This is a genomic window from Epilithonimonas sp., assembly GCF_036780765.1.
GTDB lineage: Bacteria > Bacteroidota > Bacteroidia > Flavobacteriales > Weeksellaceae > Epilithonimonas.
This window is the reverse complement of record NZ_DAIQCG010000008.1, coordinates 13,598-25,519: the sequence shown is the minus strand read 5'-3', so window position 1 is coordinate 25,519 and position 11,922 is coordinate 13,598. Positions and strand designations below refer to the sequence as shown.

Genomic DNA, 11,922 nt, shown 5'->3' with positions numbered 1-11,922 from the left:
GAAAAAGAGCTCCGCTCAAGCCGGGCTGCAGATTAGACATAAAAACAATATTTTCACACAAACACGCAATATTGTCATTCTGTAAAAATTTCTACGTCTAGATTCCTTCGGAATGACAAATAAAGCTATTTATCCAAAATCCCCCGAATCTTATTAGCATTCAAAATCAATTCTTCTAGATAATCAAAATTCTCCTTCTCCAAAGCAGATTTGAATTTTCTAAGCTGCGAAATATGTTCGTTCAAAACATCCAAAACATTTTCCTTGTTTTGACGGAAAATCGGAACCCACATTTCAGGATGAGATTTTGCCAAACGAACGGTGCTTGAAAAACCAGAACTCGCCAATTGAAAAATTGTATCCTCTTCACGTTCTTTTTCTAAAACTGTATTGGCTAATGCGTAAGAAGTAATATGCGAAATGTGTGAAATGTAAGCTGTATGAATATCGTGAGCATCAGCATTCATATAAATGGGATGCATTTCCAAAGCTTCAATCGCTTTTTCTACAATTTCCAAAGCATCTTCGTCGGATTCTTCTTTGTTGCAAATTACAGCAGCTTTTCCTGTAAAACTGTCTTTGGTTGCAGCTTTTGGACCGGAATTTTCCGTTCCCCACATCGGGTGGAAAGCTACGAAACGTTTTCTGTTTGGATGATTTTTGATAGCATCTACAATTCCGGATTTCGTAGAGCCAACATCCATCACCACCTGTTTTTCATTAATCAAATCCAAAACATCAGGTAATATTTTCTTGGCAGAATCTACGGGAATAGAAATGATAATTAATTCTGAATTCTTGATTCCTGCTTCAAAATCTGCTTTTTCATCAATGATATTGAGTTCGATAGCTTTGTTGAGGTTTTCTTCATTTTGGTCTATTCCGTAAACAAAGTCTGTTAAGTTTTTTTCTTTTAATTTCAGTGCAATGGAACCTCCAATTAATCCGGTTCCTATAATTCCTATTTTCATCTGTAAATTCCTATTTATTATTCTGTCAGATGGAAAGCAAAGCGTTTCATCTATAATATTTTTCTATTAATAATTTAAAACAAAAAACCCCGTCATCAGGACGAGGTTTTGATATTTGTACATACGAATCCTAATCCTACTTCAGGGTTTGAATAACGTAATAATATGCTCTGTTTATTGTTTTCACAAAACGAAGATAGAAATTAATTTTCTAAAATTCAAAAAAATTATGGATTCGAAACAATTAATGTGGATTGAATATCAGATAACCAAAGACTTTTTGTATCAATCAGAAAAAATAGGACAAAAATCCCACCAAATAATAGATAATCGGGTAGAAGAATATTTTGTCAGACCATTATTTTAATTTTTTCAAGGCAGTAAACTCAGCGTTTTCCTTGCATTTAGTATAATTAACCTCGATTCTAGGATTATTTTTTGGATAAAGCAAAAGATATTTTGGACAAGGTTTTTCTTGGGCTTTGCTTCGGTCAAAATCAATTTTTCCACCAGCAATAATGCTGTCTTTTAAGAATTGTTCTGAGATTTTGTTAAGTTCCATTTCCGTTTTGAAAGTTGGACTATAGGTAAAATCTTTGGTCAAAGTTTCCGCAATTACTCTGTCATTAGGGAAATAAGAACAACTTGTCCCTTTTTGATTAAGTATGAAAAATACGATTAACAAGCCTGGAACCAGACCGATAGCGTAGAATTTTAATTTTTTTAGCATTAATGAAATTTAGAAAATCAAAAGATTGATATCGTGATAAGGAAGGTCAAACTTGTTGCAAATCAATTGTTTCGTATGTCTTCCCTTGTACATGTAAAGAGATTGTTTGATTTCGTTTTTATGAATCAACATATTCTCGAAACCGCCTTCTTCGTCATAGCCTAAGAGATAACTTAGGAAGAAATTGCTTACAGCTTTCGTCGTCGTTCTCGGCATTCTTGAAGTCAAATTCGGTAAACCGCAGTGGATAACGTCGTGTTTTACAATAAAAGGTTTTTCTGTTGTTGTGAGTTCAGAAGTCTCAATCACTTTTCCGTTATCGATGGTGATATCGATGATGACACTTCCTTTTTTCATTTTCATCACCATATCTTCTGTAACGATTGGTGGAAGATTAAGTCTAGGTAAAGCTCCGATAACAACATCGGCTCTTCTAAGCGATTTTGTCAGTTCTTTTGGGTCGATGACAGATGTTGGAACGCGGCTGTCCACCAAAGTATGAAGTCTTCGAAGTTTCGATAATGAATTATCAAAAACCTTGACACTTGCTCCAAGTCCAATTGCCGCTTTGGTAGCAAATTCTCCAACAATTCCTGCTCCCAAAATCACAACTTCTGTAGGGCGAACACCAGTGATTCCACCAAGCATCAATCCGTTGGACATTGCCAAAAGTTCAGAGGCGTAAAGTATGGAAACACTTCCAGCGATTTCGCCAATTAATCTTACCAATGACAATTGTTTGTACTCATCCATTATGAATTCGAAAGCAATAGCATTGACTTTTTTACAAGCTAATTTCAGGAAATATTCTTTGTCACGAAGGTTGATTTGTAAAGCCGAAATCAAATAAGTCATCGGTCTTAGATAATCAATTTCCTCTTCTGTTGGTGGATTTATTTTAAGAACTAAGTCCTGCGAAAACGCAACTTTTGGGTCGTTTGTAATTTCAGCTCCAGCTTCAGAATATAAAATATCCGAAAAGTGCGAGCCTTCTCCTGCGCCACTTTCTATGATGACCTTGTGTCCATTATTTACCAAAATCTGAACTGCATCTGGAATGATGCACGTTCTTTTTTCGCTCAGGCAAGTTTCCTTGGGAACACCGATGCTGAAGGTTTTTCCTTTTTTGACCACTTCCAGTTTTTCTTCCTTCGGAATCAGCTCTTCTTCGGAAAAAGGCGTAAATATGGTTGATGTGCTGCTCATAAAATCAAAACATTAATCAAAAACATTAGGCAAAGATAAAACAAATTACAGTATTTGTTAATTAAATTCGATTTCTCTTCCGGATTCTGTATTAGTGATGGTCATTTCGTGAAAATCGTAACCTTCTAGTTCATCCATATAGATTTCTGGCCATTCTATAATTGACAAAAAACCATTATCAAGATACTCCTCAATTCCGAAATCGTAAGCTTCTTCCACAGATTTTAATCTGTACAAATCAAAATGAAAAACTTTTCCTTTCGGTGTATCATATTCATTCACAATAGAGTAGGTTGGAGAAGAGATTTCGTCTGAACTTCCTAATTCTTTAAGCAAAAATTGAGAAAAAGTTGTTTTTCCAGCTCCTAGATTTCCTTTGAGAAGAAGAATGTTATGTTGAAGAGTCGGAATGATTTGATTGACAATATCTTTCCATTCTTCGAGCTGATGAATCCTAAATTGCATCTTAAATTTTTTACAAAAATAAGGTTTCTGCAGATTTTATTTCAGAATAAAAATTAAAACTAATTATTACCTTTACATCGTGATTACGAAAGAGACGATTGATAAAATATTTTCTACCATCCGTGTAGAAGAAATCATTGGTGAATATGTTCAACTGAAAAGAGCAGGCTCCAACTTCAAGGGTTTGAGTCCTTTTCATGAGGAAAAATCGCCAAGTTTTGTGGTTTCTCCGAGCAAGCAGATTTGGAAAGATTTCTCCACAGGAAAAGGCGGGACTGCCATTTCTTTCCTGATGGAAATCGAAAGTTTTACTTATCCCGAAGCACTTCGCCACGCCGCGAAAAAGTATGGTATTGAGATTGAAGAAAATATCCGCGAATATTCTGAAGAAGAAAAGCAGTCACAAACCGAACGAGATTTACTTTATAAAATCCACGAAATTGCAAATGATTTTTTCCAAAATCAGCTTTGGGAATCGGAAGAAGGCAAAATGATTGCTTATTCGTATTTTAAAGAAAGAGAACTTCGGGATGTTATTATCAAGAAATTTCAACTCGGTTATTCTCCTGAAAAGAAAAATGCTTTTACCGAGTTTGCTCTAGAAAAAGCTTATTCCAAAGATATTTTAGAAAAATCAGGACTATCTATTTTTCCGGAAAATTCGCCTTCAGGGATTGATAGATTCCGTGATAGAGTAGTTTTTCCGATTCATAGTTTTTCGGGGCGAGTTTTGGGTTTTGGTGCAAGGATTCTCAAAAATAATGTCAAAACGGCCAAATATCTTAACTCTCCAGAAACAGAAATTTACCATAAATCCAACGTTCTTTACGGTCTAAATCAAGGGAAACAAGCGATTTCCAGAAAAAATCTTTGCCTTTTGGTAGAAGGTTATATGGATGTGGTTTCACTTCATCAGTCTGGAATTGAAAATGTTGTGGCGAGTTCTGGAACCTCTTTGACAACAGAACAAATCAAACTCATCAAAAGATTAACGGAAAATGTAACCATCCTTTTCGATGGTGATAAAGCAGGAATTAAAGCGAGTTTCCGAAGCATCGATATGTTGCTTTCTGAGGGAATGAATATCCGTGTTCTTCTCTTTCCAGATGGCGATGATCCCGATTCTTTTGCGAGAAAACATCCACAGGAATATGTGGAAAATTTCATTGATAAAGAAGCGAAAGATTTCATCGATTTCAAAGCCGAAATTCTTCTGAAAGACGCAGGCAATGATCCAATAAGAAAGGCTGAATCAATCCGTGATATTGTAAAATCGGTTGCGTTTGTTCAAAATGCTCTGAAACGTGAAGTTTATTTGAAAGAAGTTTCTAATAAATTTGGACTCAGCGAACAAAGTTTGTTTAATGAACTTCAGATTCAGACTAATGTTACACAACAGCAGGAATCAAAACCTAAATTTGAAGAGAAAAAGGTTGCTCCAAAATTAGAAATCGTTCAGGAAAGTACTTTTTCGGTAAATCCATTGGTGCTGCAGGAGGAAAAATTGGTTGATTTGATGCTAAAATATGGCGATTTTGTTTTAGAAAGAAAAGACTCCGAAGGGAATGATTATAAAATTACAGTCATTGAAGAAATTCTAAATCATTTAGAAGAAGATGAATGTGAAATTCAATTGGACATTCACAAAACCATTATTTCCGAAATCAAAGAAGGGATTCTTCAAAACGAAATAAGATCTGGTAATTTTTTCTTCAATATGATGGATGAGGAAATCTCTGGGAAACTAGCCAATGCACTCATAGAAAACTATCATACAAGTAATTGGAACAAGTTCAATATTTATTTCAGTTCAGAGGAAGAAGTGGTTCCAAAATTAGTTTCTGATATTGTTTTAAGACATAAAAGAGAATATGTTGTGAAGTTAATCAATGACCTCAAGAATACAACAGCTAATGAACAAGATAACACACATATTTATCAAAAAATAATTCTCTTGACTCAACTCAAAAACAAATTAGACAGCGAATTATTTCGTATTTTGTGACAGAAAGTCCTACTTTAGCAAAGGAATAGAAATTGCAAACTCAATACAGATTTTAAAATAACCAAATATAATATGGACATTAAAAAAGAATTCAGAGATTTCTCGGTAAAACATATGGGAAATAACGGTCTTGTTACAGACCAATATATGGGAATGTTCAACCCTACCAATCTTACACCTTACATTATGGAGGAAAGAAGAATGAACGTTGCACAGATGGACGTTTTTTCTAGATTGATGATGGACAGAATCATTTTCCTTGGAACAGGAATCGATGATCAGGTTGCGAATATCATTACTGCTCAGTTATTGTTCTTAGAAAGTTCAGACTCTGCGAAGGATATTCAGATTTACATCAACTCTCCTGGAGGAAGTGTTTATGCAGGATTGGGAATTTATGACACGATGCAAATCATCAAGCCAGATGTAGCGACAATCTGTACAGGAATTGCTGCTTCTATGGGCGCAGTTCTTTTGGTAGCAGGCGAAAAAGGAAAACGTTCTGCTCTTAAGCATTCTAGAGTAATGATTCATCAGCCTTCAGGCGGCGCACAAGGTGTAGCTTCTGATATGGAAATCAACTTGAGAGAGATGTTGAAGTTGAAAAAAGAATTGTATGACATCATTTCTAACCATTCTGGTCAAACTTACGAATGGGTAGAAAAAGCATCTGACAGAGATTACTGGATGACCTCTACCGAAGCCAAAGAATTCGGAATGGTAGACGAAGTTCTCGAAAGAAAAAAATAATTACAGAAATATAATTTTCAAAACCTGATTCACCAGAGTCAGGTTTTTTTCTTTTGTAATAATTTGGGCGCCTTTATCCGCCCTCCGTTCCCGCTTTTTTCTGTCATTGCCAAACGAAGTGAAGCAATCTGTAGTACTATTGTATAATCGCAATAACAGAAAAAGAGCTCCACTCAGGTCGGGGCGCGCTTCGCACGATAGAAATTTTGTCTTTCAAAAGTAGTTTTGTCATCAATTTGAACCTTTAACATTCCTCAGATTTCATAAATAATTTATAAACACTCTAAAATTGAAAAATAATTTTGCAGAAAATCTCAATTTCACTACTTTTGACACGTTAAATAATAAAAAATGAAAAAATCTGTAATATTGTTGGCTTCTGCTATTTTAGTTGTGTCTTGTGATCTTCCTGCTGGCGGGAACAAAGGACGTTTGAAAAAAACGGATGAAGTAGTAAGATATGATGATCCAAACGCGCCTCACGGAACTTATCATCCAACTACAGATTCTACAAAAGCTGTTTCTCACGTTGTAGCAGATTCTGCAAAGACAGTAACTTCGGAAGCTAAACCAGCTGCAACAGCTGAAGCTACTGCTGAGCATCACTAAGAATTTTATAAAAATATTATAATAAAAAATGTCTTGCGTTTGCAGGACATTTTTTATTTTTACGAACCTCAAATAGATAATTAGATTTAATATTGAGCGATATTTTCTTTGCTAAGTTTTACACCTTTGCGAACTTAGAAATATCCTCAATAATTTAAAAAAATCTTTGCGGACTTTGCGTTTAAAAATAAACTATATCATTCATATAAAATGAGTACAACACAAACATACATCCAAGAAAACAAGCAGCGATTCCTTGATGAATTATTTGATATCCTTAGAATTGCTTCTATCAGTGCAGATCCGGCTTATAAATCAGAAGTTCTGAAATGTGCAGATGAGGTTGCAAAACATCTTGAAGCTGCCGGAGCAGATAACGTAGAAATACTTGAAACAAAAGGTTATCCAATCGTTTTTGGAGAAAAAATCATTGATGCTAATTTGCCGACTGTTTTGGTTTATGGTCATTATGACGTTCAGCCTGCTGATCCTTTAGAATTATGGACAAGCGATCCTTTCGAACCGATTGTTAAAACTACTGAACTTCATCCAGAAGGTGCAATTTTCGCAAGAGGTTCTGCGGATGACAAAGGACAATTCTTTATGCACGTCAAAGCTTTTGAAGCGATGATGAAAACAGATTCTTTGCCTTGTAATGTCAAGTTTTTGATTGAAGGAGAAGAAGAAGTAGGTTCGGCAAGTTTGGCAGATTTCCTTGAAGAAAATAAAGAAAAATTAAGCTGTGATGTTATTTTGATTTCAGATACTCATATTTATTCTAATGAGCAGCCAACTGTTACAACAGGTTTACGTGGTCTAAGTTATGTTGAGGTTGAAGTAGAAGGTCCAAACCGTGATTTACATTCTGGACTTTACGGTGGTGCAGTTCCGAATCCAATTAATGTCTTGTCAAAAATGATTGGCGAATTAATTGATGACAAAGGACACATCACTATTGATGGTTTTTATGACAACGTCCTAATTGTTTCCGACGAAGACAGAAAGGAAATGAACAAACTGAAAGACGACCCAGAAGCTTATAAGAAATCAATTGATCTGAATGATATTCAGGGAGAAGAAGGTTATACGACATTGGAAAGAGCTTCTATCAGACCAACTTTGGATGTTAACGGAATCTGGGGCGGTTACACTGGCGAAGGCGCAAAAACAGTGATTGCTTCTAAAGCTTTTGCTAAAATCTCAATGAGACTAGTTCCAAATCAAACACCTGAAGAAATTACAGAAAAATTCACTCAATATTTTGAGAAAATTGCTCCAAAAAGTGTTAAAGTAAAAGTAACACCACATCACGGTGGAATGCCTTATGTTCTAGAAAGCGATACCAAAGAATTTTTGGCGGCTAAAAAAGCAATGGAAAAAGCCTTTGGAAAAGAAGTTTTGCCATACAGAAGCGGTGGAAGTATTCCTATCACATCTTTATTTGAGAAAGTTCTTGGAGCTAAATCTGTATTAATGGGATTCGGTTTGGATTCGGACGCGATTCACTCGCCAAATGAACATTACGGTTTATATAACTATTATAAAGGAATCGAAAGTATTCCTTATTTCTTTGAGTTTTATGCAAAAGGATAAAAATGTAAAGACAGTTTAGGCTGTCTTTTTTATTAATATTAAATCAAAAAAATTATGTCGAAAGTTATTTATATCACAGGTGGAACCAAAGGAATCGGTTTCGGAATTGCAGAAGTATTGTTGAAAAATGGTCACAAAGTAGCAATCAGTGGAAGAAAACAAGAAGATCTTGATAAAGCCGTTTCTGAACTTAAAACTATTTCAGAAAGTGTTTTTGGAATAAGTTCTGATGTTAGAAATTTTGAAGATGAAGAAAATGCGGTTTCCAAAATAGTGGAAAGATTCGGAAGTTTAGATGTTGTGATTGCTAATGCAGGCTTAGGGATTTTTAAACCAGTTGACGAATTAAATATTGAAGACTGGAACGCAATGCAGGAAACCAATTTGACCGGTGCTTTCTACACGTTAAAAGCTTCGGTAGAAGAATTGAAAAAATCTCAAGGTTACTATATTACAATTGCAAGTCTTGCTGGAACTAATTTCTTTGAAAATGGCTCAGGTTACAACGCTTCGAAGTTTGGCGTTATTGGCTTTACACAAGCAGCCATGATTGACCTTAGAAAATACAATATCAAAGTTTCAACCATAATGCCAGGTTCTGTAGCTACTTATTTTAACGGAAATGTTCCATCAGAAAAAGACGAATGGAAAATCCAGCCGGAAGATATGGGAAATCTTGTCCTTGATATGCTGAATATGAATCCTCGTGTTTTGCCAAGTAAAATTGAATTCAGAGCGAGTCAGGTAAAGAAATAATTTAATTAATTCAAATTTCGTGATATCAGTCAATGAAATCGTCATTAATTTATATCGATTAATACAACTTTAATAGTAAATATTATTTGTAAAGATTCTAAATACCCTATTAATAAAGCGTTTCAGAAAACTATTTAATAAATAACAATAAATTATGCATGCATAGTATTTTTTATATAAATTAGCGACATTCATATAACAAAATATATCAATAATACGATGAAAATATTAGTTTGTATCAGTAGTGTACCAGACACTACAAGTAAGATTAATTTTACAGCAGATAAATCTGCTTTTGACAAAAACGGAATTCAGTGGGTGATTAATCCATTAGACGAGTTTGCTTTAACAAAAGCTATAAAGTTACAAGAATCTCAAGGGGCAACCGTTACAGTCCTGAATGTTGGAGATGCAGGTACAGAAGCAGTTATCAGAAAAGCTTTGGCAATCGGAGCAAATGATGCTGTAAGAGTAAACACAGAAGCGAAAGACAGTTTCTCTGTAGCAAAAGAAATTGCAAAAGTTGCTCAGGATGGCGGTTACGATCTGATTCTAACAGGAAAAGAATCCATAGATTATAATGGAGGAGCAGTTCCAGGAATGGTTGCTCAATTACTGAATTATGCTTTCGTTAATGCAAGTGTTGGATTAGAAGTGAATGGTTCAGAAGCGACTGCGGTTAGAGAAATCGAAGGTGGTAAAGAAACTATTTCGGTTAAGCTACCAGCTGTTGTTGCAGGACAAAAAGGTTTGGTAGATGAAAAAGATTTGATAATCCCGAATATGAGAGGTATCATGTCTGCCAGAACAAAACCTCTTCAGGTGGTGGAACCTTCCAATTCTGAAGTGAAAGTGGAAGCAGTTTCTTTTGACAGTGTTGCGCCAAGAGCGGCTGTGAAATTAGTTTCTGCAGATAACCTAGACGAGTTGGTAAGACTACTTCACGAAGAAGCGAAAGTAATTTAATTCTTAATCCTTAAATCAAACAAAATGGCAGTATTCGTATACGCAGAAAATATAAACGGAGTTTACAAAAAAGCAGCATTTGAAGCCGTTTCTTACGCAAAAGCTATCGCAGCAAAAACTGGAGATTCAGTAACTGCAATTTCTATCAACCCAACAGATTCTTCAGATTTGCTTTATAAATATGGAGCAGATAAAGTGGTGAATGTAAAAGACGCTGGTCTTAAAAACTTCAGTGCTAAGGCTTATGCAGAAGCAGTTAGCCAAATTGCAGATGGAAACATCATCGTTTTCCCACATACAACAGATGCATCTTCTGTAGCGCCAATGTTGGCAATTCAGAAAAATTATTCATTGATTACGAATGTGATTGATGTTCCAGAAAGCACTGCACCGTTTCAGGTAAAAAGAAGAGCATTCTCCGGAAAAGGTTTTATGCACGCAAAAGCAGATGCAGCTGGCGTTATTGTAACAGTTTCTCAAAATGCTTTCGGTGTTAAAGAAAATGCAGCTTCCGGTTCAGAAGAAGTGAAAGAATTAAGCATTGCAAACGAAGATACAAAAGTGATTAATCACGAGCAGTCTTCAGGAAAATTAGACCTTAAAGAAGCAGAAATTGTAGTTTCTGCGGGAAGAGGTTTGAAAGGCCCAGAAAACTGGGGAATGATCGAAGATCTTGCTAATGTTCTTGGCGCCGCAACAGCTTGTTCAAAACCGGTTTCCGATATCGGTTGGAGAGGACACAACGAGCACGTTGGACAAACTGGAAAAGCAATTTCTCCAAATCTTTACATTGCCGTTGGTATTTCCGGTGCAATTCAGCATTTGGCAGGAGTTAACAGTTCCAAAACCATAGTTGTGATTAATAATGACGCAGAAGCTCCTTTCTTCAAATCTGCAGATTATGGAGTAGTGGGCGATGCTTTCCAAATTATTCCTGCATTAACAGAGAAAATCAAAGCATTGAAAGCTTAATCCGATTTTCGATCAAATATAAAACCTGAGTCAATGATTCAGGTTTTTTGTTTTAATAAGTATCATTATTTGGGCAGCTATTTCCGCCTTCCGCTCCCAATCTTTTCACTCCACTACGTTGCGTAAAAAGGATTTTCGCTCAAGTCGGGCTGCTGCAATTCAACGCTTTAAGGATTCGGAAAAGAAAATGCTCAAAAATATAATGATTTTATAACGCAAACGTTGGAAAAATCTACAAATCCTAAATGAAAATTAACAAAAAATTTTATATTTGCTAAATGGATTATAAAAAATTAATCATTAGAGGAATCTCCTACAGCCAGACTCAATCTGGAGCTTATGCGCTGTTATTGGAACATGAAGAAACATCGGTTAAATTACCAGTTGTTATCGGGAATTTTGAAGCACAATCCATTTCGTTAGGATTAGAAAAAGATCTCAATCCACCACGTCCTTTGACGCACGATCTTTTCGCTCAGTTTGTGAAAAATACAGGTTTTAAATTAGAATCTGTCATTATTTATCAAATCAAAGACGGCGTTTTCTTCTCCAATATTAATTTCAAAAATCCGTTAACAGAAGAAGAACTGATTTTGGATGCAAGAACTTCTGATGCTGTTGCAATGGCTGTTCGTTTTGATGCACCTATTTATACAACTTCAGATGTTTTAAACGAGGCTGGGATTTTATTAGAACTCGAGGAAACTCAAAAAATGGAAGTAGAAGAGGAAGAAGTTTCAACAGATTTCAACGATCTCTCCGAAGTTTCTTTGGAAGAACTAAACCAATTGCTGAATGATGCCGTAAAAGAAGAAGATTATGATACAGCACTCAGATTACAGGAAGAAATCAAACGCAGAAATAAAAAAATAGAATAAATATATATTATCATTTTAAGA

General features: G+C 35.3%; 12 protein-coding genes. 8 read left to right on the top strand and 4 right to left on the bottom strand.

All coding sequences use genetic code 11. The annotated features are described in order from the left end of the window. Positions 1 to 125: 125 nt before the first annotated feature. The 4 genes from V7P73_RS11845 to tsaE form a co-directional block, all read right to left on the bottom strand. Positions 126 to 971 (bottom strand): prephenate dehydrogenase, encoded by an 846-nt coding sequence (locus V7P73_RS11845; protein ID WP_333853951.1) that lies wholly within the window; start codon positions 969 to 971, stop codon positions 126 to 128. 358 nt (positions 972 to 1,329) lie between these two features. Further along, positions 1,330 to 1,701 (bottom strand): hypothetical protein, encoded by a 372-nt coding sequence (locus V7P73_RS11840; RefSeq protein WP_333853949.1) that lies wholly within the window; start codon positions 1,699 to 1,701, stop codon positions 1,330 to 1,332. Between the two features lie 9 nt (positions 1,702 to 1,710). Beyond that, positions 1,711 to 2,907: an alanine dehydrogenase gene (locus V7P73_RS11835; protein ID WP_333853947.1), complete on the bottom strand. Its 1,197-nt coding sequence runs from the start codon at positions 2,905 to 2,907 to the stop codon at positions 1,711 to 1,713. Between the two features lie 57 nt (positions 2,908 to 2,964). Further along, the gene (tsaE, locus tag V7P73_RS11830; RefSeq protein WP_333853945.1) at positions 2,965 to 3,372 is read right to left on the bottom strand and encodes a tRNA (adenosine(37)-N6)-threonylcarbamoyltransferase complex ATPase subunit type 1 TsaE; all 408 of its coding nucleotides are present in this window, start codon (positions 3,370 to 3,372) and stop codon (positions 2,965 to 2,967) included. Positions 3,373 to 3,451: 79 nt separating this feature from the next. Between tsaE and dnaG the strand changes: the two genes are divergently transcribed. The 8 genes from dnaG to V7P73_RS11790 all read left to right on the top strand — a co-directional run bounded on the left by dnaG (position 3,452) and on the right by V7P73_RS11790 (position 11,901). Next, a complete protein-coding gene (dnaG, locus tag V7P73_RS11825; RefSeq protein ID WP_333853943.1) occupies positions 3,452 to 5,377 on the top strand; it encodes a DNA primase in 1,926 nt (641 codons plus the stop codon). Positions 5,378 to 5,449: 72 nt separating this feature from the next. Continuing rightward, positions 5,450 to 6,127, top strand: a complete 678-nt coding sequence (gene clpP / locus V7P73_RS11820) for an ATP-dependent Clp endopeptidase proteolytic subunit ClpP (RefSeq protein WP_027382678.1) — start codon at positions 5,450 to 5,452, stop codon at positions 6,125 to 6,127. A gap of 351 nt (positions 6,128 to 6,478) precedes the next feature. Next, on the top strand, positions 6,479 to 6,736 hold the full coding sequence (locus V7P73_RS11815) for a hypothetical protein (protein ID WP_333853940.1): 258 nt from the start codon (positions 6,479 to 6,481) through the stop codon (positions 6,734 to 6,736). Positions 6,737 to 6,946: 210 nt separating this feature from the next. Continuing rightward, the gene (locus V7P73_RS11810) at positions 6,947 to 8,329 is read left to right on the top strand and encodes a dipeptidase (protein ID WP_333853939.1); all 1,383 of its coding nucleotides are present in this window, start codon (positions 6,947 to 6,949) and stop codon (positions 8,327 to 8,329) included. Positions 8,330 to 8,383: 54 nt separating this feature from the next. Then, entirely contained in the window at positions 8,384 to 9,085 is a 702-nt protein-coding gene (locus tag V7P73_RS11805; RefSeq protein ID WP_333853937.1) for an SDR family oxidoreductase, read from the top strand. A gap of 219 nt (positions 9,086 to 9,304) precedes the next feature. Further along, positions 9,305 to 10,051, top strand: a complete 747-nt coding sequence (locus V7P73_RS11800) for an electron transfer flavoprotein subunit beta/FixA family protein (protein WP_312750453.1) — start codon at positions 9,305 to 9,307, stop codon at positions 10,049 to 10,051. Between the two features lie 24 nt (positions 10,052 to 10,075). After that, entirely contained in the window at positions 10,076 to 11,023 is a 948-nt protein-coding gene (locus tag V7P73_RS11795; protein ID WP_333853934.1) for an electron transfer flavoprotein subunit alpha/FixB family protein, read from the top strand. Positions 11,024 to 11,301: 278 nt separating this feature from the next. Then, positions 11,302 to 11,901, top strand: a complete 600-nt coding sequence (locus V7P73_RS11790) for a bifunctional nuclease family protein (protein ID WP_313100411.1) — start codon at positions 11,302 to 11,304, stop codon at positions 11,899 to 11,901. Positions 11,902 to 11,922 lie beyond the last annotated feature (21 nt).

Bases quoted from the DNA above. Each gene is read 5' to 3' on its own strand.
- V7P73_RS11840 (WP_333853949.1), bottom strand. From the start codon at position 1,701: ATGCTAAAAAAATTAAAATTCTACGCTATCGGTCTGGTTCCAGGCTTG.
- V7P73_RS11805 (WP_333853937.1), top strand. From the start codon at position 8,384: ATGTCGAAAGTTATTTATATCACAGGTGGAACCAAAGGAATCGGTTTC.
- clpP (WP_027382678.1), top strand. From the start codon at position 5,450: ATGGACATTAAAAAAGAATTCAGAGATTTCTCGGTAAAACATATGGGA.
- V7P73_RS11815 (WP_333853940.1), top strand. From the start codon at position 6,479: ATGAAAAAATCTGTAATATTGTTGGCTTCTGCTATTTTAGTTGTGTCT.
- V7P73_RS11795 (WP_333853934.1), top strand. From the start codon at position 10,076: ATGGCAGTATTCGTATACGCAGAAAATATAAACGGAGTTTACAAAAAA.
- V7P73_RS11845 (WP_333853951.1), bottom strand. From the start codon at position 971: ATGAAAATAGGAATTATAGGAACCGGATTAATTGGAGGTTCCATTGCA.
- V7P73_RS11835 (WP_333853947.1), bottom strand. From the start codon at position 2,907: ATGAGCAGCACATCAACCATATTTACGCCTTTTTCCGAAGAAGAGCTG.
- V7P73_RS11790 (WP_313100411.1), top strand. From the start codon at position 11,302: ATGGATTATAAAAAATTAATCATTAGAGGAATCTCCTACAGCCAGACT.
- tsaE (WP_333853945.1), bottom strand. From the start codon at position 3,372: ATGCAATTTAGGATTCATCAGCTCGAAGAATGGAAAGATATTGTCAAT.
- V7P73_RS11800 (WP_312750453.1), top strand. From the start codon at position 9,305: ATGAAAATATTAGTTTGTATCAGTAGTGTACCAGACACTACAAGTAAG.
- V7P73_RS11810 (WP_333853939.1), top strand. From the start codon at position 6,947: ATGAGTACAACACAAACATACATCCAAGAAAACAAGCAGCGATTCCTT.